We start from the raw sequence: 24,353 nt of genomic DNA, 5'->3' as shown, positions 1-24,353 counted from the left end.
GCCCCTCGATGTCGCAATCGTTCCCTCCGTCCGGGGCGCCCGCGTGTCCGGATTCCGCCGTGACCGGGGGTCAGAGCGCCCTGTACACGGCCTCGACCAAGGCCATCTTGCGGGGGTCGTCCGCGATCCGGGGGCCCATGCGGTTCATCACGTAGCCGAGGGAGACGCCCGATTCCGGGTCCGCGAGGCCGCAGGAGCCGCCGAAGCCGTCGTGGCCGAAGGCGCGCGGATTGGGGCCGTAGGAGGCGTTGGCGCCGCTGAGCCAGAGGCCGAGGGCGCACTCCGTGTCATGGGCGAAGCCCGCGCCGAGGACCAGGTCCCGGCCGGCCCCCTGCCCCTCGCGGGCCCGTTCGGCGGCCGCCTCGGAGAGGATCCGGTGCCCGCCGGAGCGGCCCCGCCCGGCGAGGATCCCGTACAGCCGGGCGACCGCGCGGGCCGTCCCGTGGCCGTTGGCCGCCGGAAGTTCGGCGGCGCGCCACTCGGGGCTGTTGGCCTGGGCGGCCCCCACGAGCGGGTTCGCCAGGGCCGCCTGCGCCGCGGGCGCCAACTGGGCGAAGACGGCGGCCTGTTCGCTCGCGGACGAGGCGCGGGGGTGTACGAGCTCGGCCGCGCGGCCCGCTTCCTTCTCCGGGAGGCCGATGGTGAAGTCGATGTCGAGAGGGCCGGTGATCTCGTCGTGGAGGAAGGCACCGGGCAGCCGTCCCGTGATGCGCCGGATCACCTCGCCGACCAGGAACCCGTACGTCATGGCGTGGTAGCCGGAGCGAGTGCCGGGTTCCCACCACGGCTCCGTCGCCGCGAGCCGGGCCGTCGTCACCTCCCAGTCGTAGAACTCCGCGAGCGAGAGCGGCTCGCGCAGTCCGGCGAGGCCCGCGCGGTGGGAGAGGAGGTGGCGTACGGGGAGCTTCTCCTTGCCGGCGGCGGCGAACTCCGGCCAGTAGGAGGCGACCGGCGCGTCCAGGTCGAGCAGCCCCCGGTCCGCGAGGAGGTGGGCGCAGAGCGCGGTCACGCCCTTGGTCGTGGACCAGACGTTGACCACGGTGTCGCGTTCCCAGCGGCGCGTGCGGGCGGCGTCCGCCCAGCCGCCCCACAGGTCCACCACGGTCTCGCCGTGGACCTGGACGGTCACGGCGGCCCCCAGCTCCTCCCGCGTCCGGAAGTTGGCCTCGAAGGCCTCCCGCACGGCGGCGAAGCGAGGGTCGCAGTGCCCTTCGAGCGCGGGTTCGACCGCGGGCTGGGGCTCGGATGCGGGAGCGGGCATGACGTCCTCCGGGGTGATCGACGGTCGCGAGCAACATACCGACTGGTCGGATCGGAGGGAAGGGAGCGCGCGCCGGAGGCACGGACGGCCCGGCTCCCGGCTTTCCGGCCGCGGCCCGTGTCAGCAGACCCGCTTCAGCCGCCCCGCCGTGCCCGTACGGCGGTCACAGGTTCCTGAAGAGGTCGTCGAGCGGGGCGGGTACCCGCGCGGGGGTGAGGGCCTCGACCAGGAGAAGGCCGTAGCGGATCTTGCGGCCCTTCTTCGTACCGAGGAAGCGGCGCAACTGCCGGTGTCTGGGCCGACCGTGCTGCGCGGGCTGGCGCAGGAAGGTCTGCCAGGCGCGCAGGTCGCCCTCGGCCCGGATGATCTCCTCCACCCGCTCCGTGCCCAGCGCGCGGATGAGCTCGTCCTCCAGGTCCGCCACGCACACGAAGAACCCCCCGGACGAGGCCCCGGCCCTCCGCAGGGCGCGGTCGTAGTAACGCTGCTCGCGTTCGTCGCACAGGCCTGTCAGGCGCAGGCCGAGACCGGACGGGCCGAGCAGGTCGGCATAGCGCCCCACGCTCATCGCCCCGCCGATCGAGAGTACGCACACCCCCTCGGCGGCGAGGTCCCGGCCGCGCAGTGCGGCCAGGGCCTCGACGGCCGCGAGATCGCTCGGTCCCTCCAGCATCACCGCCGTCCGCAGCCCCAGCCGCCCCGCCGCTTCCTCCGCCGGTCCGCCGGGGCCGCCGGCCGCCCGGCGGTCGACCGCCTCCCGGAACGCGCACATGTCCACCATGGCGCGAGTCTCCCCGTCCACCGACCGTCGCACCAGGGAATATCCGGTGCGGCGGTCGGCGGTCGGCGGGTCGGGAGGAGGTGGTCCTGCGGCCTTCTAGTCCAGCGGGTCGAGCGTGACGTACGCCTGCTGCGGACTGCCGTCGTGCACCAGTGACTCGTGCGCGCCGACGTCGTCGAAGGCGAAGCCGTACGCCTTGCCGTCGACCATCTGGGCGTGGATCTTGCGGGAGTAGTGGTTGGTCACCGTGTCCTGGTAGAAACCGGCCGACGAAGTGTCCGGCTGGTTCGGGTTGGTGAGCAGCGTGGAGCGGTTGAAACCGGCGCAGAGCGTACGGGAGATGGGGCCGCGCACCTGGTCGTTCGGGGCGTCGAGGAGCTTGTAGCAGCCGAAGACGCTGTCGGAGTCCGGCTTCTGGAAGGAGGTGACGACCGCCCCGGCGCTGTTCGTGAAGTTCATGACGCTGCCCGAGACCCGGCCGTAGTACTTCACCGAGGGCTGGTTCGCGAAGGGCGTCACGGTCAGGGTCGACGTGGCGTACTTGCTCCAGACGCGGTTGATGTAGTCGTTCATCACCCCCGACGGCAGCGCGCCCGCCTCGATGCCGTGCCCCGGCGCGAGGGCGCGCAGCACGGTGCCGTCGGCGCGGGTCTGGATGAGACCGGCCCAGCCGCCGGGCTGGCCGCGCAGCGCGTCGTAGAAGCCCCGGTAGCCGCCGGGCTTGAGGCGTCCCGTGTTCGCGACGGTGCCGTCGGGCCGCTTGACGCCGACGGCGTACGGCACCGAGACCATGTCGACCTGGGTGCTGTTGATCCAGAGGCCCGAGTCGTTGAGCGTGTACTCGGACCAGTTGAAGAGGATGTTCCTGTTGGGGTCGCTCGGGTTCTGGACCGCGGGCTGCACCAGGCCGCCCGTCGCCAGCTTGAAGACCAGTTTCTGTCCGTAGCTGAAGTAGATCCGGCCGGAGAACTTCGGCAGCCGGATCGTCATCGACCGGCCGGTGGCCGGCCCGGCGATGGCGGCGTCCGGCGCGGGGACGGGGGTCGAGCCCCCGGCCGGCCACGGGTGGAAGGTGCCGTTCGCGTCGGCCCAGCCCTGTCGGCCCGTCGAGAGTTCGGTGCCCAGGTTGTAGACGTAGACCTGCTCGCCGCGACCGGAGTTGTTCGTGAAGGTGAGCGGAATGGTCGAGGGGACGGCGGCCTCGACGGGGTGGGAGGGGGCGGTGACGGTGACGACGGTTCCGATCACCGCGGCGGCGGCGAGGGGCGCGAGTCGGACGTAGGCGCGCCGATGGCGGGAGGGCACGTGGGGCTCCTCGGAGGTGGGGGACTCCGTGCGGGGGGAATCCGGAGGGGGCGGACAGTTCTGAGAGCGCTCTCAGAATGTGAGGTTGAGATGAGCCTGTCAATGGCGGAGTGCGGGACCGGCCGACGGGGAGGGGCGGGCGAGGGAGGGGACCGCGCCGACGACGGGCCTTGCCCGTCCGCCCGCAGGGGCCGGGAAAGCGCTCTTGCCCTGGACCGCGGTGCCCGACAGGATCTCCTCTCCTCGGGGCGCGTCACCGCCGCGGAACTGGGCATACGCGCATCGTCCCTGTCCCGCACCCGCTCACGGCCCCAGGGCCGGCCGGCGGGTCCGGGCTTCCCATGCCGACAGGAGCGTCCATGCGCACGGTAGGAGTCGAGGAGGAGCTCATGCTCGTCGAGGCGAGGACGGGAGAGCCCCTCGCGGTCTCGTCGGCGGTACTCGCGTCAGCGGCCCTGAAGGGGGACGAGGCGGGAAAGAGCTTCGAGAAGGAGCTGCACCAGGAGCAGCTGGAGTTCTCCACCCGGCCGATGAAGGACATGGACGAGCTGCGGGACGAGATCGTCCGGCTGCGCGGCGAGGCGAGGCGGTACGCCCGCGAGGCCGGCGCTCTCGTCGCCGCCCTCGCCACCTCGCCGCTCCCCGTGGAGCCCTCCCGCCAACTGGGCCTCAGGTACCGGTGGATGGCCGAGCAGTTCGCGCTCACCACCAGGGAGCAGCTCACGTGCGGGTGCCACGTCCACGTGGCCGTGGAGTCCGACGAGGAGGGGGTCGCCGTCCTCGACCGGATCCGGCCCTGGCTCCCCCTCCTCAACGCGCTCAGCGGGAACTCGCCGTTCTGGCAGGGGCAGGACAGCGGGTACAGCAGCTACCGCAGCCGGGTGTGGAACCGCTGGCCGTCCGCCGGGCCGTACGAACTCTTCGGCAGCGCCGAGCGCTACCACGAGCAGGTGGAGGACATGCTGGCGACCGGGGTCCTGCGCGACCCCGGCATGATCTACTTCGACGCCCGTCTCTCCGCCAACTACCCGACCGTCGAGATCAGGGTCGCCGACGTCTGCCTGGAACCCGCCACGACCGTGCTCGTCGCCACCCTGGCCCGCGGCCTCGTGGAGACCGCCGCCCGCGCCTGGCGGAACGGCGAGGGCCCCGCCCGTATCTCCGCCGGCCTCCTGCGGCTGGCCTCCTGGCGCGCCGCCCGGTCCGGGCTCGGCGGACCGCTCGTCCATCCCGTCACCATGCGGGAGACCAGCCCCGAAGCGGCCTTCGACGCGCTCCTCCGGCACACCGAGGACGCGCTGCGGGACGCCGGAGACCTCGATGCGGCGCGTCAGGGAGTCACCACCCACCTGATCCGCGGCGGTGGCGCGGACCGGCAGCGCGCCCTGCGGGACGAGGGCCTGGCCCTCGACGAGGTCGTACGGGCCTGCGCCCACATCACGACCGCCGCCACCTGAGACGCCGGCGGCCTCACGGGGCCGCGCCCCGGCGCCCTACGACACGGCGGCGCCCGGGCCCGTGAGGCCCGCGAGCACGAGGGCCCTGGCGACGGCAGGCGGGTCCAGCGGCTCGCCGTCGGGGCTCTCCGGCAGCAGCCGCCCGAGCAGCGTCCCCGGCTCCAGCCGGTGCGCCTCCGCGTCGGCCAGGAGACCGTCCGCGCCCGGTCCGCCGGCCACGTCGTCGACGTACTCCGCCAGCTCCGCCAGGACCCGGTCCCGTTCGACGAAGCCGCTCATGCCGCAGTCCAGACCGTCGTCACGGAGGTCGTCGGGGTACGGCGCGCGGGCCCAGGCACCGTTCTCGTACCAGTAGACGCAGCCCAGCTCGTACCCCTCGATCCGGTCGTGCAACTCGTCGTACGGGAGCCAGTCCGGACCGCCCGCCAGCATGTCGATCGGCGTCCCGTGCCACTTGACGCCGCTCGACTCGTCCTCGCCGTAGAGCACGTACCGGCCCTCGCCCATCCGGGACATGGTCCACCAGGTGCAGCCGGAGTCGTCGTAGTGGAGGCCCTCGGCGTCGATCCAGCGGCCGGTGCGGTAGCCGCTCGTGCGCCGCTCCTCCTCGGTGGTCGCCCCGACGGCGGCGAGCAGCGCCCAGCGGGCCCACAGCGCCTCGCCCGACGGAAGGTCCTCCGGCAGCCCCGGACGGTGGATGGCCATGCGTTCCCCTGTGTGTCCTCGTCCCGATGATGATCGCGGCGGCAAGGGTACGGCCCGCGCCCGGGCCGGGGACGACCGGGCCGGGAACAGGTCAGGGACGGGTCGGGAACAGGCCAGGGACGGGCCGGGGGCGGATACCGCCCACCGCCCCGCCCCAGGACCGCAGGACGTCAGCCCTCGTCGCCCACCCCGCCCCCGTCGCACCCGAGCCGGTCGACCGCGACCGCCAGGTCCGCGACCGTACGGGAGGTGAACACCGCGCGGAGAGTGATCGCGATCCGGAACCGGTCGCGGATCCGGGCGACCAGCCGGGTCGCGGCCAGTCGGCGCGGTACGGCCAACGGGATCCAGTCGCCGCCGAGCACGACGAGCCGGAGGGGGGCGAGCGAGCCGTCGTCCCCGACGGTCTCCAGGAGCATCTCCATCATGGCCGGGACCGAGTTCCACACCGTCACCCCGTGCGTGGAGACGAGCTCCGCCCAGTGCGCCGGGTCACGGCGGTCCGCGGCGGCCGGCACGACCACCGCGCCGCCCGCGCCGAGCATTCCGAAGAGGTCGAAGACCGAGAGGTCGTGGTGGAGCGAGGTCACCGCGAGACAGCGGTCGCCCTCGGTGAGGCCGAACGCCTCGACGCTCTCGAGGACACAGTTGACGACCGCCCGGTGATTGACCATCACGCCCTTCGGCTCGCCCGTCGACCCGGAGGTGAACATCGTGTACACGAGGTCGTCGGGGCTGCCGCCGGCGGGGAGCGGTGTGTCGGTGTCGGCGGGCAGCGGCCGGTCGAGGCAGAGTCGCAGCGGTCCGGTCGGCCAGTCGAGGGCGTCGTCGAGCCGTGCCTGGGTGAGGACGAGGTCGACCTCGCCCCTGTCGAGCAGATGACGGACACGGGCGCCGGGCAGGTCGGGGTCGACGGGGAGGTACGCGGCGCCCGAGAACAGCACCGCGTACGCGGCGACCGCCTGCTCCCAGCCCTTGTCCATGACGATCGCGACGAGCCGGCCCGGCCGGGCACCGTGCGCGCACAGCCATTCGACTCGGTGGTGACGCTTGGTCACCCCAATGGATCTTCGAGTGCAACGACCACCCCGACCGAAGGAAACGGTGATCATCCGGAAAGGGTGTCGGATCCTCGAATCGCCGTTCGGCCGACGGTCCGGGGGAGACTGGACGAATGGATCCATGGAACCGATCGGGCCGAGAAGCAGGCCCTGACCCGTACGGGCGGCTGTTCGTCGAGAAGGCGGACCTCGGGTCGGCCCGCTGGCTGACCGAACGCCGCCCCGGATACGGGGACTTCGGCACCGTCGCCGGTGTCGCCGCGCCCGGCTTCCCGGCGTACGCGCGCGTGCTGCACCCCGCGGAGCTCGACGAGCGCCCCGTCCGCTGGAACGCCGTCGCCGCCGCCCACGGGCGGCGGGTCGAGGCGCTGACGGACTGGCACGAGGTGATCGGGGTCGAGCGGTTCTACCAGAACAGGGAGGAGTACGGCCTGCCCGGAGTGTGGGACGAGCACCCGGCCGAGGGGCCCACACCCGCCGGGGTCGCGCGTGCGCTGATCCCCGTACTGGCGCGGCACACGGGCACACCGGACCGCTGCTGGTACGGGCTGTGGCACGGGTACGGCCGCTGGGAGTGGGAGGGAGTGCCCACCTTCCCGACACCGGGCCGGGACGAGATCCTGCTGTCGGGGCCGCTGGCCGACGCGGTGTCCCCCGAGCTCCTGGACCGGTTCGCGGAACTGCCCGACCTGTGGTGGCCGGAGGACCGCGCCTGGTGCGTGGGCGGTGACGTCGACCTGGTGAGCACGTACGTCGGCGGCTCCGACGAGCTCATCGCCGACCTGCTCGCCGCTCCCGGCCTGGAGGCCCACCGGGTGGCGGCGGCCGACGGAGTCGGCTGACCGGGCGGGGACGGGCCTGCCCGGGGTACGCCCCGGCCTTCCCCGTCACGGGGCAGGCCGGGGCGTCAGGCGGTCAGGCCAGGAGGACCGGGAGGTCGAACAGGTCGTTCTGCGTGACGACCGGCTTGTTCCGGAGCTCCTCGCGCGGCACGGCGAGCCGGAGCTCGGGGAAGCGCGCGTACAGGGCGGGGAGGGCCACCGAGGCCTCCAGACGGGACAGGGCCGCGCCCGGGCACACGTGCGGACCGTGACCGAAGGAGATGTGGCGGTTCGGCGTGCGGGTCACGTCGAAGTCGCCCGCCGTCGGGCCGTACTGCTCCTCGTCCCGGCCGATCGCGCCGAACGACACGATCAGGGCCTCGCCCTTGGGCAGCACCCGGTCACCGACCTCGATGTCCTCGGCCGCGAAGCGGATCAGCACGTGCGAGGTGGGCGTCGACCAGCGCAGGGTCTCCTCGATGACGTTCTCCCACGGCACCTCGCCCTTGAGCACCAGGGCGCGCTGCTCGGGGTGGGTCTCCAGGGCGACGACGGCGTTCACGATCAGGCTGATGGTCGTCTCGTGGCCGGCGGCCACCATCAGCTGGAGGGTGTTGGTGATCTCCTCCGTGCTGAGCCGGTCGCCGTCCTCCGACGCCTCGATCAGCGCGCTGGTGAGGTCGTCACCCGGGTTCTCCTTCTTGCCCGCGACGATGCCGGCGAACAGGGCGCCCAGGTCCGCCATCATCTGCGGCACCTCCTCCGGCGGCGTCTGCGTCGAGAAGAACTTGTCGAACAGCGTCTTCATCCGCGGGTGGTCGGCCGCGTCGACGCCCATCAGCTCGCCGACCACGTTCATCGGCAGGGGGTACGCGAACTCCGCCTTCAGGTCCACGACCTCGCCGGCCGGGCGCTGCGCGAGCCGGTCGAGCATCCCCTCGGTCAGTGCCTCGATGCCCGCGCGCAGCCGCTCCACCCGGCGCGCCGTGAGCGCCTGGGCGACCAGGGTGCGCAGCCGCCGGTGCTCGTCGCCGTCCACGGTCAGCATGGACTTCCCGGGGTTGGCGAGGCCGATCAGCGGCCAGTCGAGGGGTATCTCGCCGCGCTGCCAGGCCCCCCACGCGTCGATGTCCTTGACGAGGCGGGAGTCGGTGAGCAGCTTTCGCGCCTCGGCGTGCCGGGTGACGGCCCAGCAGGGCACCCCGCCGGGCAGGACGACGCGGGCCAGCGGACCGGCCTCGCGCAGCCGCGCGCTCTCGCCGTCGAGGTCACCGACGAAGGGGTCGAGGGTGATCACGTCGGTGCCGGGCGCGGCGGTGTGGTCGTACGGGCAGCTCATGCGGAGACTCCAAGGGCGGGGGTCGGGGTGTAGGTCACGGGCAGTGCGGAGAGGCCCCGCAGCCAGGGGGACGGGCGGCGGGCGAGGGCGTCCTCGGCCACCGCGAGGTCCATGTCCGGCAGCCGGTCGAGCAGCACCTCGATCCCGGTCCTGGCGATGGTCTCGGCGACTTCCTGTGCCGGGAAGGGGCAGCGGTGCTCACCGTGCCCGAAGGAGAGGTGGGCGTTGTTGCCGCCGGTGAAGGCGCCGGAGTCGGCCCGTACGTGCGGGTCGGAGTTGGCGGCGGCGAGGCCGAGGAGCACCAGGTCGCCGCGGTCGATCCGGCGTCCGCCGAGCCGGGTGTCGCGCGAGGCCCACCGCCCGGCGACGTTCTGGGTGGGGGTGTCCTCCCACAGGACCTCGTTCATCGCCTCGCCGACGCTGTGCCGGCCGCCGGAGAGGGAGGCCGCGAACCGGTCGTCGGTGAGCATCAGGCGGAGCGAGTTGCCGATCCAGTCGGCGGTGGGCTGGTGGCCGGCGGCCATCATCACCATGAGGTCCTGGGCGACCTCCTCGGCGGTGAAGCCCGCGGTGTTGGCGATCATCCGTGAGGCGACGTCGTCGGCGGGCGCCCCGGCCTTGGCGGCGAGGAGCGCGACCATGGACCCGGCCAGATGGCGCTGGCCCTCCAGCGCGCCCTCCTGGCCGTTGATCATGGCGTTCATGGCGGTGACGAGGCCCGGCCCCTGTTCGTCGGCGAAGCCGTAGATGCTGGCGAGGACCCGTACCGGCAGCAGCATCGCGTACTCGGCGATGATGTCGCAGGCGCCCTTGCCGCAGAGGGCGTCGATGAGCTCGTCGGCGAAGCGCTCGGTCCGTTCCTTCAGGACGAACGGGTCGACGCCCTCCAGCGCGTCGGAGATGACTCCGGCCCGCTCGCGGTGCCGCTCGCCGACGGTGTAGAGGATGGAGGGCTGCCTGCGGCCGATCATGGGCAGCAGCGGCCAGTCCGCCGGGACGGCGTCCCACTGGTTCCACAGCTCGGAGTCGCGCGAGAAGAGGACCGGGTCGCTGGTGACCTGGTGCAGCTCGCGGTAGCCCAGGACCAGCCAGGCGGGTATGTCGCCGTCGAGCAGGACCGGGGCGACGGCGCCGTGCTCGCGCCGTATCCGCCGGTACAGCTCGACGGGGTCGGTCTGGAACCGGGGGCCGCTCAGCGGGACGGGCCGGTGCTCGGGGTGGGTCACGGGGTGGGCTCCGGTATCGGCTGCGGGTCCGGGGCGACGAGGGTCCGCAGGTGCTCGACGAGCGAGATGAGGACCTGCTTGCTGGACTCGCGCGACCGGGCGTCGCAGAAGACCAGGGGCACCTCGTCGGCGAGGTCGAGGGCCTCGCGGATCTGGGCGGGGGTGTGGGCGGGTCCGCCGAAGTCGTTGCAGGCGACGACGAACGGGGTGCCGTGGTGTTCCAGCCGGTCGACGGCGTACCAGGAGTCGGCGAGCCGACGGGTGTCGACGAGCACGACGGCACCGAGCGTCCCGGAGAAGAGCCGGTCCCACAGAAACCAGAACCGCTCCTGGCCGGGGGCACCGAACAGGTACAGCACGTTGTGAGCGTCGAGCGAGATCCGGCCGAAGTCGAAGGCGACGGTGGTGGCCGTCTTCGCGGCGACGCCGACCGTGTCGTCGATGTGCTCGCCCGCCTGCGTCATCGTCTCCTCGGTGTTCAGCGGACGGATCTCGCTGACCGAGCGGACCAGGGTGGTCTTGCCGACTCCGAACCCGCCGACGACGACGATCTTCAGTCCGTTGTCGGCGGTGCTGTGCAGGGTCTGGCGCTGTTCAGAGGCTACGGAGTCCAACGAGCACCTGCTCCAGGATGTCGTGATCGGGAAGGCGGTACGCGGGGCGGGGGTGGCGGGCGCTGATCCGGCCGGTGGCGTGCAGGTCGGCCAGGAGGATCCGGGTGATCGACACGGGCAGTCCGAGCCCGGACGCCACCTCCACCACCGCCATGGGGAAGCGGCACATCCGCAGGATCGCGGCGTGCTCGGACTGCATGCCGGGGACCGGATCGCTCTCGGCGACCACCAGCGTCACCAGGTCGAAGGCGTCCGATCCGGCACGGCTGCGACCGCCGGTCACGGTGTAGAGGCGGTCGGGGGAGTCGTCCCGGCCCGGCCTGACCCGGCTCATCCCCGGGGCCTGGCGACGAGGTGCTCGCCCAGCTGCTCGACCAGTTCCGCCATGTTGTGGCCGATGAGTCCGGCGTCGGCGTCCTCGTCGGCGACCAGCGCGAGGTGTGCGCCGTCCCCGGCCTCCACGATGAACAGGATGCCGCCGTAGAACTCGGCCATCGCGGAGCGGACTCCGCCGGTGCCGTCGCCGAACTCCACGGAGGCGCCGTGCGACAGGCTCTGGATGCCCGCCGCGATGGCGGCGAGCTGGTCGGCCTGGTCCACGGAGAGCCCGGAGGTGCGGCAGAGCTTGAGGCCGTCACGGGAGAGCACCAGCGCGTGCCGGGTGGCCGGGGTGCGTTCCAGCAGGCCTTCCAGGAGCCAGCTGAGCTTCTCGTCGGTGGTGGTGCCGGTCATCGCGGATTGCCTTCCGAATACGGGGGGTTCGAGGACGTCGACGGGTGCGGTGCGACCGTCGGGTCCTGAGGGGCGGACGGTACGGGGAGGTCGGCCGGGCGGTCGTCGGCCGCCCGGCCCCGGGGGGAGTCGGCGGGGTCGGCCGGGGATCCCTCGGCGCCGCGGGTGGTCGCCCGCGGTCCGTCCTCCGGTCGGGTGCCGCCCCCGCGTACGGCCCGGTGGAAGCTGCCGAAGCGCGGCGGGGTCGCGGTCCCCGCACCGGTGCGGGGAGCCTCCTCGCGGGCCTTGGCGGGTACTCCCTCGTTCTTGAGCTGGGAGGCGAGGGTCTCTCCGCGGCGACGGCGCGGCAGGACGATCCCGTCCACCGCCGGCTCCGGTGCGCCGCCGTCGGCGACGGTCTCGTGCACGGCCTCCGGCTCGGACGGCCGGGACGCCGCGGCGGCGGCCGGGGCGAGGGCGGGCCGGCCGACGGGCGTACGGTCGGGGCCGGGGGAGGTCACACCGCGGCCGGAGACGGGGAGCGCCGGCTCGCCGGAGGCGCCGGCGGGATCGGCCGCCGCGTGGCTGATCAGCTCCTGAGGAACCATCAGGAGGGCGCCGGTACCGCCGCGGGCGGAGGGCCGGAAGGACACGGTCAGACCGTGCTTGCGGGCCAGTCGGCCGACGACGTGCAGGCCGAGACGGGTGCCCGAGAGCCCGGCGAGGTCCTGGGCCGCCGCGCCGACGGCGGCCTCGGCGCGCCTCAGCTGTACGTCGCTCATGGCGAGGCCGCTGTCCTCGACGGTGATGACGATGCCCGCCGGCACCTCCTCCACGTAGACGTGGACCTCCGCGCTCGGCGGCGAGAAGTTCGCCGCGTTGTCGAGGAGTTCGGCCAGCGCGTGCATGATGCCCTCGGCGGCGTGACCGGCGATCGCCGCGTCGCTGCCGGAGTGCAGCCGCACCCGCTGGTAGCCGCCGATCCGGCCCATGGCGCCGCGCAGGATCGATTCCATGACGATGGGACGCGCCCAGCGCCGGCCGGAGCGGGCCCCGGTCAGCACCGCGACGGAGTCGGCGAGCCGTCCCGCCTGGGCGGTGCGGTGGTCGAGGTGGAGCAGGTCGGTGAGTACGTCCTCGTCGGCGTGCCGGTGCTCCATCTCCCGCAGGTCGGCCATCATGCTCGTGGCAAGGGCCTGCATGCGCCCGGCGGCGTTGGCCGCCGCGGCCATGGCGGCGGACCGGCCGGACTCCGCGCGGCGCAGCCGGCCTTCGAGGCGTTCGAGGTCGGCGGTCCGCGCCTCGGCGAGCCTGGCCGTCTCGGCCCGGTGGGCCCGGACGAGCTCCTCGGCCCGCGCCGCGTGGCCGGCGGCCTCCGCCTCGTGACGCTCTTTCAGCTCGGCGGCCTCCCGCTCGGCGGCGGCCTTGAACCGGCTGACGTAGGCCTCGCGGGAGGCGAGTTCCGCGGCGAGGACCTCGGCCCTCCGGTCGTGTGCCCGCGCGGTGCGCGCGTACCAGGTGACGGAGAAGGCCGCGGCGGACAGCAGCAGGGCGCCGCAGACGGCGAACCAGCCGAGGGCGGGGCGGACCCCGGCCGGTGCCGCGGCCGTCGCCGCCGCGGCGAGTGCGCCGCCCGCGGCGGCCGTCAGCAACGCGGCGGTCAGGGCGGGGCGGAACGGGGTGAGGGATGCCGACATCAACCAGACTCTCGGGAGCAGGCACGGGGGAAGGAGATCGCAACGTCGGAACTATAGAGGCGCCCTTGATCAGTTCGGAACGCCCTTGAGCGGATTGGTATGCACAAGGTGAAAGAATCTTCCAGCCTTGCGCACAGGAAAGTCATAATTAGTGCGTTCTTTGACTGGCGCTCAGTTCGTCGGCGAGTCTGCCCGCAGGTCGGGTGACGTCGCCACCGGTACCGCAGTTCGCGCCGTCCGATCGGCCTCCGACGGGCTTACGGTCGCGACATGGAAGAGGAACGTCAGGGCTGGCTCCGATGTCTGCTCGCCGGAGCGGTGTTCGTCGTGTGCATGGCCGGCACCACGCTGCCGACCCCGCTCTACCCGCTCTACCAGGAGAAGTTCGGGTTCTCCGAGCTGACGGTCACCGTCGTGTACGCCGTGTACGCCTTCGGTGTCATCGGCGTACTGCTCCTGGCGGGCAACGCCTCGGACGTCGTCGGCCGACGGCCCCCGCTGCTCTGGGGCCTGGCCTTCGCGGCGGCGAGCGCGGTCTGCTTCCTGACCGCCGACGGCCTCGGCCTGCTGTACGCGGGCCGGCTGCTCTCGGGCCTGTCGGCCGGACTGTTCACCGGCGCCGCCACCGCCTACGTGATGGAGCTGGCCCCGCCCGGCGGCAGGGCACGGGCCACCTTCGTGGCCACCGCCGCCAACATGGGCGGCCTGGGGTGCGGCCCCCTGCTCGCCGGCCTGCTCGCGGAGTACGCCGCCGAGCCGCTGCTGCTGCCGTTCGCCGTGCACCTCGCCCTGGTGGCCGTCTCGGCCGCCGTCCTGCTGTGGCTCCCGGAGACCGTGCGGGAGCGGCGCCCCCTGACCGCCGTACGACCGCGGCGGCCCGCCCTGCCGGCCCAGGTGAGAGCGGCGTTCGTGCCGGCGGCGATCGCCTGCTTCGTGGGGTTCGCGCTGTTCGGCGTGTTCACCTCGGTCAGCCCCGCGTTCCTCGCCCGCTACCTGCACGTGGACAACCACGCGGTGAGCGGCCTCGTCGTCGCCCTGGCCTTCTTCGCCTCCACGGCCGGACAACTGGCCGTCGACCGCGTCGGGGTGGCACGCTCCCTCTCCCTGGGCTGCGTCGTGCTCTTCGCCGGCCTCGCCCTCCTCGCGGCGGCGCTCCACACGGACCTCCTGGCGCTCATCGTCCTCGCCGCCGTCGTCGGTGGCGCCGGGCAGGGACTCGCCTTCCGCGCGGCGCTGTCCTCCGTCGCGGCCGCGGCGCCGGAGGACCGGCGCGCGGCGGTCATCTCGACCCTGTTCGTGGTCGCGTACACCGGCATCTCGATCCCCGTGATCGGCGTGGGCCTGCTGGCCGGACCGCTCGGGCTCGAAGGGGCGGGCCTCGTGTTCATCGCCTGCATGCTGGTGCTGGTCGCCTCCGCCGCCGTCTATCTGCTCCGGCGCCCGGTCGGCGTGAAGCCACGCTGACCGGGCGCGGGGCCACCGGGGCCGGTCTCGGGCGCGCGCGTCGACTCCGCGGGCGGCGCCGACCGGGGTGCGGGGGCCATGGGGTCACGGCGGTCCGGTCCCCTGTGCGCGTCGGCGCTTCGGGCCGGGTGGTGGAGGCGCGCCGACCGGGTGAGCGGCCACGGCGGTCCGGGCTCAGGCGCGCGCCAGCTCTCCGAGCAGCTTCCAGGTGCGGCGCCGGTCGGCCTCACCGCCGAGGTCGGTCGCGGTGACCACCACCTCCGTCGCACCGGCCTCACGGTAGCGCCGCACCTCCGCGGCCACGTGCTCCTCGTCACCGATCACCGCCAGGTCGACGGCCCGTGCGCCGCCGGAAAGACCGATCGCACGCCGGTACGAGGGGATGTCGTCGTACAGGGCCAGCGCCGAGGCCGCGGCCTCCCGGACCTTCCCGGCGTCGGCGGTCACCACCCCGGGGACCAGGGCCACGATCCGCGGGGACGGCCGGCCCGCCGCCTCGGCGGCGGCCGTGACGGCCGGGACGATGTGCTCGGCGAGGGCCCGCGGGCCCGCCAGGAACGGCAGGACGCCGTCGGCGAGTTCGCCGGCGACCCGCAGCGTCTGCGGGCCCATGGCGGCGACGAGCAGCGGCACCGGCGGTTCCGCGCCGCCGGGCACCGCCGCGGGCAGCGGGGTCCTCGCCGTCAGCAGCTCGCCCCGGAAGTCGGCCCGCCCCGTCTCCAGGAGAGGCCGCAGGGCGGTGAGGAACTCCCGGAGCAGTGCGACGGGACGCTCGTACGGGATGCCGAAGCCGCCTTCGGTGAGGTGCCGGGTGCCGAGGGCGATCCCCAGGTGGTAGCGGCCGCCCGTCGCCGCCTGTGCCGTCTGGGCCTGGCTGGAGACCAACAGGGGATGACGGCCGAAGACGGGGATCGCGGACGTCCCCACCTGAAGCCCGGGGACCTCCCGGCCGACGATCGCGGCCAGCAGGGGCGAGTCGTACGCGAAGCTCTGCCCGAACCAGCCGGAGGTCAGTCCGGCGGCCCGTGCCTCCTTCGCGAGCCGGACGGTCGCGTCGATCGGAAGCTGTCGTGAGGTCGTACTCAGCGTCACACCGATAGTCATGTCTGCGACAACCGTCGGCGGCGGGGAGGGCATTCCGGTCCGTATGTGACAAGCGTGTGTCGGCTTCGCGTCCAGGATCGGCCGGGCCCGAAGGGCGCCGCTGCCGGCGGGCCCGCCGGCAGCGGTCACGACGGCGCGGCGCGGCGCCGGAGGCGAGTGGTGGACCGTACGAACACGTCAGCGGTGCGAGTCGCCGAGATCGCGGTCCTCATCGGGCGTGGTCCACGAGTCGCGGTCCGACCGGGCGTTCCCCTGCGTGGGGTCACCGACCGGGCGGCGGCGCCGCGCGACACGGCGACTGCCCCACCAGAACGCGGAGAGCAACAGGACGACGACCACCACGCCGATGGCCACGGCGAAGAGCACGGCGTTGGATCCGGCCGACGCGAGAACGGGCCCGGGAGTGAGAGCGGGCGCGACTGCCAAGGTGGAAGTGATCATGATCGCCTTTCTCGTGGAGCGGAACGCGCGGGCGGCTCGGCCGCCGGGCGCTGTGGCGCGATCGGCGTCTGTCCCGTCCCGGCCCCCTCAAACGCTCACCGAGGGTGACCGGTCGACGAGCGGGATCCACGGAGTCTGCTTAGCGTGGCACCTGAACCCGTCCACAGGAAAGGGGCAGTACGCCATGGCAGGCAAGGGCACGGAGAAGGCGAAGGGCAAGCTCAAGGAGACCGCGGGAAAGGTCACGGGCAACAAGCGCATGGAGTCGGAGGGCAAGGCGGACCAGATGAAGGGCAAGGCCCGGGATGCGGCCGACTCGGCCCGCGAGCGCGCCGAAGGCGTCCGCGACTCCCTGGACCGTGACAAGTAGGCAGGCCCCACGCGTGTCGCGACGCCCGAGCCGGCTGCCCCCGCCCCCTCACGGGGAGGCGGGGGCGCCGTGCTCCCGCCCGCGCTCAGGCCTGCCGTGGGCGGGGGAGACGCGGGGCGGCCCGGTCAGGGGATGTCGTGGCCAGGACGAACGAGTGGCCGGCCGGGTCCGTGTAGCGGCGCAGGTCCGTGCGCCGGTCGGTCCGGGTGCCGTCGCGCACCGCCGCGACGGGCCGCGCGCCGAGCGAGACCGCCTCGCGTTCCGCTTCGTCGAGGGCGTCGGGGGCCACGAGGATCTCCAGGTGGGCCTGCTGAGCGTCCTCGGGCCGGGGCCAACTCGGCGGGGCCTGCCCGAGGTCACGGCGTATCCCGAGCACCGCCCCGGAATCGCCGGAGAGGAGCAGCAGGTCGGGGTCGCCCTCGTGGGGCTCCACGGTGGCGCCGAGGAGCGCCGCGTAGAACCGCGCCAGGGGTTCAGGGTCGGTGGAGTCGAGGACGAGGACGAGGGCCTTGGGCACAGTCATGAGTCCCGTCTGCCCCGAGCCGCCGCGGCCAAGCCGGAAGCCCGCGAGGTCGGGACCGGTGGGCGCGAGGATGTCGGTGAGGACCAGGGTGTCAGTGGGTACCAGGGTGTCAGTGGGTACCGGGTTGTCAGTGGGTACCAGGTTGTCAGTGGTACGAGGATGCCGGACCGAGCGGGCGAGTGGAGCGGGGCGACGGATGGTCGACATGAGCGACGGCGAGGACGAGGGCCGGGCCCAGGAGGTCCCTGAGCAGAGCCTGCTCGACGGGCTCAGCGTGGACACCAGGCGGCCCGAGCAGCCCGTGCTGCTCAGCGCCACCGGCGAACCCATCCGTACCTGGCGGGAGAACTATCCGTACACCCGCAAGGTCCGCCGTGCCGAGTACGAGCGGCAGAAGCGGATCCTGCAGATCGAGCTGCTCAAGCTCCAGCGCTGGGCGAAGGAGACCGGCGCCAGGCTCGTGGTGCTGTGCGAGGGCCGGGACGCCGCCGGCAAGGGTGGCACCATCCAGCGGTTCACCGAGCGGCTCAACCCGCGCAGCGCCCGGATCGTCGCCCTCGACAAGCCGACGGAGCGCGAGGCCGGGCAGTGGTTCTTCCAGCGTTACGTGGCCCACCTGCCGGCCCCCGGCGAGATCGTGTTCTTCGACCGCTCCTGGTACAACCGCGCGGGCGTCGAGCGGGTCCTGGGCTTCTGCACGGACGAGCAGTACGAGCTGTTCCTCCACCAGTGCCCCCTGTTCGAACGGATGCTGGTCGAGGACGGCATCCACCTCGTGAAGTTCTGGTTCTCGGTCTCCCGCTCCGAGCAGCGCACCCGCTTCGCCATCCGCCAGGTCGACCCCGTACGGCAGTGGAAGCTCTCGCCCACCGACCTCGCCTCGCTCGACCGCTGGGACGACTACACCAAGGCCAAGGTCGCCATGTTCAGGGAGACGGACACCGCTCACGCGCCGTGGACCGTGGTCAAGAGCAACGACAAGCGGCGCGGCCGGCTCGAGGCCATGCGCAGCCTCCTGGCGCGTGTCGACTACGAGAACAAGGACGTGAAGGCGGTCGGTACGCCGGATCCGCTCATCGTCGGGGCGGCGGACACCCTGCTCGAACCGGGGGAGGAGACGACCGACCTCTCGCCCACCCCGCTGGCCCCCCACCACGAAGGCCCCGGAGCGCACCCGGGCCGCTGAGTCAGGCCGGGTGGCCGGGGGAGAGGTCCACGACGTCACTGAACCGGAGGAGCGGCGGACGGACGGAGCCGGGCGGGCTCTCCGTGACGGGGACGAGCAGGAAGCCCACATGGTCCCCGCCGTCCACGCGTCCCCGCACCCGGCCCACGAACCAGGCGCGGCAGTCGGACAGGACGGGGACTCCGTCCGCCCCCGGAGACCAGGCCACCCGGTCGAACTTGTCCAGCTCGTCGCCGGTCCGCCCGCCGAACAGCTCGGCCGTCCGCCGCTGGTCGTGCCGCAGCGCGTGTACGGCGAGGTGGGAGGCGTGGCACGCGACGCGGTACGTGCGGTTGGCCGTGGAGAGCCACACCATGAAGCGGGGCGGATCGATCGAGCACTGGGAGGCGAAGCCCACCAGGCAGCCCGCCCGTTCGCCGCCGGCCGCCGTCGTCACGACGTACATCGGGTAGTCGAGCACGTCCGCGAAGGCGTCGAGGCCGGCCACGCTCAGACCTGGTCCGGACGGTCGAGGGGGCTGCGCAGCGCCGAGCGGCCGGCCGTCCAGGCCTCGCGGACGTGGGCGTCGAGCCTGTCCTCCAGCAGGACGGTCGCCGCGCAGCCGAAGGCGATGTCCGCTTCGAGCCCGGGCTCGTCGGCGAGCAGTCCGCCGATCACCTCGCGCCGCACGATCTGCTCGTGGACGGCGTCGGCCTCGACGTGCTCGGTGTAGAACCGCTCGGCGGCCGGCCCGGCGCCACAGCGGCGCATGGCCTTGGCGAGCCTGCGGGAACCGGGCGAGGAGGTGACCTCGACACAGGCGAAGTGGCCGACAAGGGCTCCGCGCAGCGCCCGGTGCAGCCCGAACAGGGACATGAGGTTCACGGTCGCGAGCAGCGGGGCGTCGACGTGGTCCAGATAGTGGCCGTAGGCCGTGTCGAGGCCGAGGTCGGTCATGAGGTCCGCGAAGAGCCGGGCGTGGACGCGGTCGGCGTGACCGGCGCCGAACTCGTCGTACTCGACGGCCACCATCGCGGCCTTGGCCCGGCCGGTCAGCCGGGGGATGGCCCAGGCGTGCGGGTCCGCCTCCTTGAGGTGGTAGAGCGAGCGCAGGGCCGCGTACTCGCGCAGCTGCCAGAGCTCGCCCTCGGTCTCCAGGTGGTGGCTGACGCTGTCGGGCGGATCGACGGGTTCGACGAGCAGCGGCGCGAAGGCCTCGTCGACGGACTTGGGCGCGTCGGCGAGTGCGGAGCGCAGCGCGTGGAGGAAACGGTCCTCCAGTTCCCGCCGCAGCCGCAGCAGGTCCGGGTCCCATTCGCGGGCGTCGTCAACCCCCTCGAAACCCCGGTAGTGGAGCTCGTACAGCAGGTACAGCGCGAGGTGGAGGTCCTCTCCCCAGGGGTCCGCCCTCCGGATGCTGCCCTCGGTGTACGCGGGCGGCCGGCCGGTCCGCAGTGCCCTCTCCACGGCGCCCGAGAGGTCACCGCGTCCCGCGACGAGGCGGGGGCCGGCGGTCGTTTCCGGGGTGCTCGTGCCGAGCGGGGTCATCGGAGGCTCCTGTCTTCGGGGCGGTGGCGGGCGCCCGCCCCGTCCGCGAGTACGAGCGCGAGCGCGTGACGAGCCCGCTACGAGCGCGCGTACGCTCGTCCGGATACGGGCATGGACCCGCCTACCCGGCCTGTACGGCACTATTCGGCAGCCACGCCGCGTACGCATCCCCAAGGCCGCCGCCTGGCCCACTCTGCGTCGCCGTCGGGGGCGGAGAACGCCGAAAGGTGAGATACGGACGCGAGACGGGGGTAGTCGGTGGCCATGATGGAAGCCACCGAAACCACACCACTGCGCGCGGTCGCCCTGGTCTGCACCCTGTCCCCCTCCCCGGCCCCGTCCAGCTCGCAGCTGCTGGCCGAGCAGACGATGGCCGCCCTGAGCGAGCACGGCGTGAGCGGCAAGGTCATCCGGATCGCCGATCACGACGTACGCCCCGGCGTGAAGACCGACATGGGTGACGGGGACGCCTGGCCCGAGATCCGGGACACCGTCCTCGGCTGCGACATCCTCGTCCTGTCGACCCCGATCTGGCTCGGGCACCCGTCCAGCATCGCCCAGCGGGTACTGGAGCGGCTGGACGCCGAGCTCTCCGAAACCGACGACGAGGGACGGATGCTCACCTACGGCAAGGTCGCCGCGGTCTGCGTCGTGGGCAACGAGGACGGGGCGCACAAGGTGAGCGCCGACCTCTTCCAGGGACTCAACGACGTCGGGTTCTCCCTCGCCCCGAACGCCGTCACCTACTGGGTCGGTGAGGCCATGCAGGGAACGGACTACCAGGACCTGGAGAAGACCCCGGAGAAGACCGAGACCACCACCGCGACCCTGGCCGCCAACACCGCCCACCTCGCCCGCCGGCTCAAGGGGGCGCAGTATCCGCCCTCGTCCTGAACACGCCCGAATCCCGACGTCCGACCCCCGAATCCCGACGTCCGACCCCCGAATCCCGACGACCGAATCCCGACGACCGGAAAGCACGACGGAGGCACCGATGTCCCCGCAGGAACCGGCAGACGTCCCCGACCCGGTGACCGGCCACCCCCGGCCCCCGTTCCCCGACCAGCAGCAGGACCACCCCGGCCACACCGAGGAGATGCGTCCCCGGCCGGACCACGGCGAGGATTCGTACCGCGGACACGGCGTGCTGCTCGACCGGGTGGCGGTGGTCACCGGAGGCGACTCCGGCATCGGCAGGGCCGTCTGCCTGGCCTACGCGCGCGAGGGCGCGGACGTCGTCTTCACCCATCTGCCCGAGGAGGCGGACGAGGCCGCGGAGACCACGCGTCTGATCCGTGGGGCAGGACGCGAGGCCTCGCCCGTCACCTGCGACATCCGGGACGAGAACCAGTGCGCGGCGCTGATCGACCGCGCCGTGACCGAGCACGGACGCATCGACATTCTCGTCAACAACGCCGCCTACCAGATGGCGCAGCCGGACGGGATCGAGGCCATCACCACGGAACAGTTCGACCGGGTGATGAAGACCAACCTCTACGGCATGTTCTGGCTCACCCGGAAGGCACTGCCCCACATCCCGCGCGGCGGCTCCGTCATCAACACCACCTCGGTGCAGGGCTACCAGCCCAGCCCCCATCTGCTCGACTACGCGATGACGAAGTCGGCGATCATCTCGTTCACCCACGGCCTGGCGCAGATGCTCGCCGAGCGCGGCATCCGCGTCAACGCGGTCGCGCCCGGCCCGGTGTGGACTCCGCTGATCCCCGCGACGATGCCGGACGCCAAGGAGTTCGGCGGCCAGTCGCCCCTGGGGCGGCCGGCGCAGCCGGCCGAGATGGCTCCCGCGTACGTCTTCCTCGCCTCGCCCCAGGCCGGTTACATCACCGGAGAGATCGTCAACGCGACCGGCGGTACGCCCCTGCCGTGAGCCCCGGTGGTACGGGGCCGCTGTCCGAGGATCCGGTCGAGCGGGTGCCGTGGCGTGGCGCGCCGAGGGGGTGGGGGCGGGGTACGACGACGTGGTCGCCGTCGGGCCGGCTCAGGTGAGGGCGAGCAGGCTGACGGCGACGGCCGCGGTGCCCAGGCCGACGAGCTGACCGCGGTGGACGCGCTCGGCGAGCACGCCACGGGCGAGCAGGACGGTGCCGGCCGGGTAGAGGGCGGTGATCACGGCGACGACGGCGAGGTCACCGCCACGGACGGCGAGCAGGAACAGCAGGTTCGCCACCGAGTCCAGGACGCCCGCGGCGGCCGACATCGCGTACGCGGGCTTCTCGGCGCCCAGCCTGCGGTACATCACTCCGGCCGCGACCAGGGTGACGGCCGAGGAGACGGCCCGGCCGACGATCAGCGGGGCGACGCCGCTGTCGGACGGAGCCTGGTGCAGGAAGACCAGCTGCAGGGCGATCGCGCCGCCCGCGCCGAAGGCGAGCAGCAGCGCCGTACGGGACGGGCGGGCCGATCCGGCGCCGTGGCCGGCGCTCACCAGGACGACCGCGGCCAGGGCGAGCGGCAGCCCGACCAGTCCGGCCGCGCCCAGGCGCTCGCCCTGGAGCAGGCCGACGCCGACCGGCAGCATGGCCGAGACGAGGGCGGTGACGGGCGAGAGCACGTTCATCGGGCCGATGGCCAGGGTCCGGTAGAGCAGGGCGAACGCGGCTGCGGAAGCGACGCCGGACGCGGCGCCCCAGCCGAGCGCGCCGGGGCTGAACGAGGCGCCGAGGAAGGGCCAGAGGAGCAGCTCGACCGCGAGCGAAGCCGGAGCCGCGATCATCACGGTGCGCAGTACGTGGGCCTTGCGGGCGCCGAGGCCGCCGAGGAAGTCGGCGCACCCGTAGGCGAGGGAGCTGCCCAGGGCAAGCAGCAGAGTGATCACGGTACGTACATCCCTTACTATATCAATGGAACGACTGAACCGTACATCGGACCGACCGCCTGTTGTCAATCAAACGACCGGACGGTGCAATGAAATGGTCCTCTTGTGAGAAGGTGAACGGATGCCCGAGACAGAGGCGGCTCTGCGGACGCTCGCGCACAACGTCAGGACGGCCCGCAACCGCGCCGGCCTGTCCCTGGACGAACTCGGCCGACGCGCCAAGGTCAGCAAGGGCGCCCTCGTCGGCCTCGAGAAGGCCCAGGGCAACCCGAACTTCGCCACCCTGGTCCGGCTGGCCGACACCCTCGGCGTCTCCGTCTCCGCCCTGATGGAAGGCCCGTCCGAAGGGCGCGTCCGCGTCGTGACCGCCGATGCCGTGACGCCCCTGTGGACCGGAGCGGAAGGCGGTGAGGCACGGCTCATGCTCACGACCTCGGGTCCGGCCCCGGTCGAGGTCTGGCGCTGGAAGCTCGAACCGGACGAGGAGTATTCCAGCCATCCCCACCAGGCCGGAGTCGTCGAAACCGTCTCCGTCACCGCCGGCCGGATGACCCTGGTCGTCGACGGCGTCGAGCACGCCCTCGAAGCGGGCCAGACCGCCACCTTCGAAGGCGACGCCCCGCACGCCTACCGCGGCGCCGGCACCGGGACCTGCCACCTGATCATGACCGTCCACCTGCCGCCCGGTCCCGCCTCCACGGCCTGACCCGCGGGCGCGGTCCGCGTGTGCGGTCCGCGTGTGCGCGGGCCGCCCGGCGAGCGACCTGACGGTCCGCCGTGCCCCCCTCTCCGCGAGCGGCCAGCGACCCCTCACGTACAGTGGGGCCGGGCCGTGACTGGCGCTCGAGGTGGATCACCACCGGGGAGCGGCCCGGCGGGAGCGCGCTTTACGGGCGCGACCGTGCCGATGCCGTGCGCCTGGGCGAACCATCCGTCAGAGACGAAGCCCGGGAGCCATCATGTCCACCAGCACCGCCACCCTCATGGACGGCACGGCCCTCGCCCGCCGCACGGTCGAGGAGACCGCCGCCCGCGCCGCCGAGATCACCCGCCGCACCGGCGTCACCCCGTGTCTCGCGACCGTCCTGGTCGGCGCCGACCCCGCCTCCGTGACGTACGTGAAGATGAAGCAGAACCGCTGCGCGAAGGCCGGGATCCGCTCCAAGCACATCGAACTGCCCGCCGCCACGACGACCGGGGAACTCGTCGCCGCGATCACCGCCCTCTCCGAGGACCCCGAGGTCCACGGCATCCTCCTCCAGCACCCGGTCGGCCCGCACATCGACGAGCGCGCCGCCTTCGAGGCCATCGCGCCCGAGAAGGACGTCGACGGCGTCACCATGGCCTCCTTCGCCGCCATGGGCTTCGGTCTGCCCGGCTTCGTCTCCTGCACGCCCGGCGGCATCATGCGCCTCCTCGACGCGTACGGCGTCGACCTCCGCGGCAAGCGCGCCGTCGTGGTCGGCCGCAGTGCGATCCTCGGCAAGCCGGCCGGACTCCTCCTCCTCGGCCGCGACGCCACCGTCACCTACTGCCACTCCCGCACCGAGGACCTCTCCTCCGTCGTCCGCGAGGCCGACGTCCTCGTGGCGGCCGTCGGCAAGCCGAACTTCATCAAGGGCGCGGACATCAAGCCCGGTGCCGTCGTCGTCGACGCCGGCTACAACCCGGGCAACGTCGGCGACGTCGACTTCGCTTCGGCCGCCGAGCGCGCCTCCCTCATCACCCCGGTGCCCGGTGGTGTCGGTCCCATGACCATCGCCGTGCTCCTGGCCCAGACGGTCGAGGCCGCCGAGCGCCGACTCGGTCTGTAGGGCAGCTCATGACGGGGCGTCGGCAGCGGTGGCGGGCGGGAGTACGGCCGGCGATTGTCACGGTTCTGTACGGGCCGCGCCCGAGCCCCGAAAAGGGGTGGCCGTGGATC

Annotated in this window: 26 protein-coding genes and 1 riboswitch; of the genes, 9 read left to right on the top strand and 17 right to left on the bottom strand. The window is 73.0% G+C overall.

Features of this window, described 5'->3' with window-relative positions; all coding sequences use genetic code 11:
* Positions 1–70: 70 nt before the first annotated feature.
* From ACFWUY_RS11325 to ACFWUY_RS11315, 3 genes are all read right to left on the bottom strand, one after another.
* Positions 71–1,261 (bottom strand): serine hydrolase domain-containing protein, encoded by a 1,191-nt coding sequence (locus ACFWUY_RS11325; RefSeq protein WP_384105482.1) that lies wholly within the window; start codon positions 1,259–1,261, stop codon positions 71–73.
* 163 nt (positions 1,262–1,424) lie between these two features.
* The gene (locus ACFWUY_RS11320; RefSeq protein ID WP_384105479.1) at positions 1,425–2,042 is read right to left on the bottom strand and encodes a TOPRIM nucleotidyl transferase/hydrolase domain-containing protein; all 618 of its coding nucleotides are present in this window, start codon (positions 2,040–2,042) and stop codon (positions 1,425–1,427) included.
* A 96-nt stretch (positions 2,043–2,138) separates the two neighbouring features.
* Positions 2,139–3,347 (bottom strand): glycoside hydrolase family 64 protein, encoded by a 1,209-nt coding sequence (locus tag ACFWUY_RS11315; protein ID WP_384105476.1) that lies wholly within the window; start codon positions 3,345–3,347, stop codon positions 2,139–2,141.
* Between the two features lie 359 nt (positions 3,348–3,706).
* On the opposite strand from ACFWUY_RS11315, the gene ACFWUY_RS11310 reads away from it, so the two are divergent.
* Positions 3,707–4,804: a glutamate--cysteine ligase gene (locus ACFWUY_RS11310; RefSeq protein ID WP_384105474.1), complete on the top strand. Its 1,098-nt coding sequence runs from the start codon at positions 3,707–3,709 to the stop codon at positions 4,802–4,804.
* 36 nt (positions 4,805–4,840) lie between these two features.
* On the opposite strand, the gene ACFWUY_RS11305 is transcribed toward ACFWUY_RS11310, so the two are convergent.
* Positions 4,841–5,509 (bottom strand): hypothetical protein, encoded by a 669-nt coding sequence (locus ACFWUY_RS11305; protein ID WP_384105472.1) that lies wholly within the window; start codon positions 5,507–5,509, stop codon positions 4,841–4,843.
* Between the two features lie 170 nt (positions 5,510–5,679).
* Positions 5,680–6,567, bottom strand: a complete 888-nt coding sequence (locus tag ACFWUY_RS11300) for an AMP-binding protein (RefSeq protein WP_384105469.1) — start codon at positions 6,565–6,567, stop codon at positions 5,680–5,682.
* Positions 6,568–6,683: 116 nt separating this feature from the next.
* On the opposite strand from ACFWUY_RS11300, the gene ACFWUY_RS11295 reads away from it, so the two are divergent.
* A complete protein-coding gene (locus ACFWUY_RS11295; protein ID WP_384105466.1) occupies positions 6,684–7,412 on the top strand; it encodes a hypothetical protein in 729 nt (242 codons plus the stop codon).
* 73 nt (positions 7,413–7,485) lie between these two features.
* Here the strand turns inward: ACFWUY_RS11295 and ACFWUY_RS11290 are convergent, their stop codons facing one another.
* Genes ACFWUY_RS11290 through ACFWUY_RS11265 form a run of 6 tightly spaced genes read right to left on the bottom strand, consistent with a single transcriptional unit; the run spans position 7,486 to position 12,978 of the window.
* Positions 7,486–8,730: a cytochrome P450 gene (locus ACFWUY_RS11290; RefSeq protein ID WP_384105463.1), complete on the bottom strand. Its 1,245-nt coding sequence runs from the start codon at positions 8,728–8,730 to the stop codon at positions 7,486–7,488.
* Complete coding sequence (locus tag ACFWUY_RS11285) at positions 8,727–9,956, bottom strand: cytochrome P450 (RefSeq protein WP_384105460.1); 1,230 nt, start codon at positions 9,954–9,956, stop codon at positions 8,727–8,729. The genes ACFWUY_RS11290 and ACFWUY_RS11285 overlap by 4 nt, the downstream gene beginning before the upstream one ends.
* Complete coding sequence (locus ACFWUY_RS11280) at positions 9,953–10,570, bottom strand: ATP/GTP-binding protein (protein WP_384105456.1); 618 nt, start codon at positions 10,568–10,570, stop codon at positions 9,953–9,955. Before ACFWUY_RS11280 ends, ACFWUY_RS11285 begins: the two co-directional genes overlap by 4 nt.
* Positions 10,551–10,904: a DUF742 domain-containing protein gene (locus ACFWUY_RS11275; protein WP_384105453.1), complete on the bottom strand. Its 354-nt coding sequence runs from the start codon at positions 10,902–10,904 to the stop codon at positions 10,551–10,553. Before ACFWUY_RS11275 ends, ACFWUY_RS11280 begins: the two co-directional genes overlap by 20 nt.
* Entirely contained in the window at positions 10,901–11,302 is a 402-nt protein-coding gene (locus ACFWUY_RS11270; protein ID WP_384105450.1) for a roadblock/LC7 domain-containing protein, read from the bottom strand. Before ACFWUY_RS11270 ends, ACFWUY_RS11275 begins: the two co-directional genes overlap by 4 nt.
* Positions 11,299–12,978 carry an ATP-binding protein gene (locus ACFWUY_RS11265; RefSeq protein ID WP_384105447.1) on the bottom strand — a complete coding sequence of 560 codons (1,680 nt, stop codon included), beginning with the start codon at positions 12,976–12,978 and terminating at the stop codon, positions 11,299–11,301. The genes ACFWUY_RS11270 and ACFWUY_RS11265 overlap by 4 nt, the downstream gene beginning before the upstream one ends.
* Positions 12,979–13,248: 270 nt before the next feature.
* Here ACFWUY_RS11265 and ACFWUY_RS11260 point away from each other — a divergent pair, with 270 nt between their 5' ends.
* Positions 13,249–14,442 (top strand): MFS transporter, encoded by a 1,194-nt coding sequence (locus ACFWUY_RS11260; protein WP_384105444.1) that lies wholly within the window; start codon positions 13,249–13,251, stop codon positions 14,440–14,442.
* 174 nt (positions 14,443–14,616) lie between these two features.
* Here the strand turns inward: ACFWUY_RS11260 and ACFWUY_RS11255 are convergent, their stop codons facing one another.
* The gene (locus tag ACFWUY_RS11255) at positions 14,617–15,546 is read right to left on the bottom strand and encodes a TIGR03564 family F420-dependent LLM class oxidoreductase (RefSeq protein ID WP_384105441.1); all 930 of its coding nucleotides are present in this window, start codon (positions 15,544–15,546) and stop codon (positions 14,617–14,619) included.
* 177 nt (positions 15,547–15,723) lie between these two features.
* Positions 15,724–15,987, bottom strand: a complete 264-nt coding sequence (locus ACFWUY_RS11250; protein WP_384105438.1) for a DUF6479 family protein — start codon at positions 15,985–15,987, stop codon at positions 15,724–15,726.
* Between the two features lie 184 nt (positions 15,988–16,171).
* Here ACFWUY_RS11250 and ACFWUY_RS11245 point away from each other — a divergent pair, with 184 nt between their 5' ends.
* Positions 16,172–16,357 (top strand): CsbD family protein, encoded by a 186-nt coding sequence (locus tag ACFWUY_RS11245; RefSeq protein ID WP_384105435.1) that lies wholly within the window; start codon positions 16,172–16,174, stop codon positions 16,355–16,357.
* A gap of 85 nt (positions 16,358–16,442) precedes the next feature.
* Here the strand turns inward: ACFWUY_RS11245 and ACFWUY_RS11240 are convergent, their stop codons facing one another.
* Entirely contained in the window at positions 16,443–16,880 is a 438-nt protein-coding gene (locus ACFWUY_RS11240; protein WP_384105432.1) for a VOC family protein, read from the bottom strand.
* Between the two features lie 205 nt (positions 16,881–17,085).
* On the opposite strand from ACFWUY_RS11240, the gene ppk2 reads away from it, so the two are divergent.
* Entirely contained in the window at positions 17,086–18,066 is a 981-nt protein-coding gene (gene ppk2, locus ACFWUY_RS11235) for a polyphosphate kinase 2 (protein ID WP_384105429.1), read from the top strand.
* A gap of 1 nt (position 18,067) precedes the next feature.
* Here ppk2 and ACFWUY_RS11230 read toward each other — a convergent pair whose 3' ends face one another.
* Together ACFWUY_RS11230 and ACFWUY_RS11225 are read right to left on the bottom strand one after the other, a co-directional pair.
* The gene (locus tag ACFWUY_RS11230) at positions 18,068–18,553 is read right to left on the bottom strand and encodes a flavin reductase family protein (RefSeq protein WP_384105426.1); all 486 of its coding nucleotides are present in this window, start codon (positions 18,551–18,553) and stop codon (positions 18,068–18,070) included.
* Positions 18,554–18,555: 2 nt separating this feature from the next.
* Positions 18,556–19,593 carry an iron-containing redox enzyme family protein gene (locus ACFWUY_RS11225; protein WP_384105423.1) on the bottom strand — a complete coding sequence of 346 codons (1,038 nt, stop codon included), beginning with the start codon at positions 19,591–19,593 and terminating at the stop codon, positions 18,556–18,558.
* 267 nt (positions 19,594–19,860) lie between these two features.
* Here ACFWUY_RS11225 and ACFWUY_RS11220 point away from each other — a divergent pair, with 267 nt between their 5' ends.
* Both ACFWUY_RS11220 and ACFWUY_RS11215 read left to right on the top strand, forming a co-directional pair.
* Complete coding sequence (locus ACFWUY_RS11220; RefSeq protein WP_384105549.1) at positions 19,861–20,487, top strand: flavodoxin family protein; 627 nt, start codon at positions 19,861–19,863, stop codon at positions 20,485–20,487.
* 100 nt (positions 20,488–20,587) lie between these two features.
* Positions 20,588–21,481 (top strand): SDR family oxidoreductase, encoded by an 894-nt coding sequence (locus ACFWUY_RS11215; protein ID WP_384105421.1) that lies wholly within the window; start codon positions 20,588–20,590, stop codon positions 21,479–21,481.
* Between the two features lie 111 nt (positions 21,482–21,592).
* On the opposite strand, the gene ACFWUY_RS11210 is transcribed toward ACFWUY_RS11215, so the two are convergent.
* Positions 21,593–22,429 (bottom strand): EamA family transporter, encoded by an 837-nt coding sequence (locus ACFWUY_RS11210; protein WP_384105418.1) that lies wholly within the window; start codon positions 22,427–22,429, stop codon positions 21,593–21,595.
* A 121-nt stretch (positions 22,430–22,550) separates the two neighbouring features.
* Between ACFWUY_RS11210 and ACFWUY_RS11205 the strand changes: the two genes are divergently transcribed.
* A complete protein-coding gene (locus ACFWUY_RS11205) occupies positions 22,551–23,135 on the top strand; it encodes a helix-turn-helix domain-containing protein (protein ID WP_384105415.1) in 585 nt (194 codons plus the stop codon).
* A 116-nt stretch (positions 23,136–23,251) separates the two neighbouring features.
* Positions 23,252–23,360: riboswitch (ZMP/ZTP riboswitch) on the top strand.
* Between the two features lie 28 nt (positions 23,361–23,388).
* Positions 23,389–24,243, top strand: coding sequence for a bifunctional 5,10-methylenetetrahydrofolate dehydrogenase/5,10-methenyltetrahydrofolate cyclohydrolase (locus ACFWUY_RS11200; protein ID WP_384105412.1), 855 nt, complete (start codon positions 23,389–23,391; stop codon positions 24,241–24,243).
* Positions 24,244–24,353: the final 110 nt, after the last annotated feature.

Origin of the sequence: Streptomyces sp. NPDC058664 (assembly GCF_042716635.1) — a bacterium.
Classification (GTDB): domain Bacteria; phylum Actinomycetota; class Actinomycetes; order Streptomycetales; family Streptomycetaceae; genus Streptomyces.
Note: the sequence above shows the minus strand (reverse complement) of the source record. Positions and strands in the feature narration are given on the sequence as shown.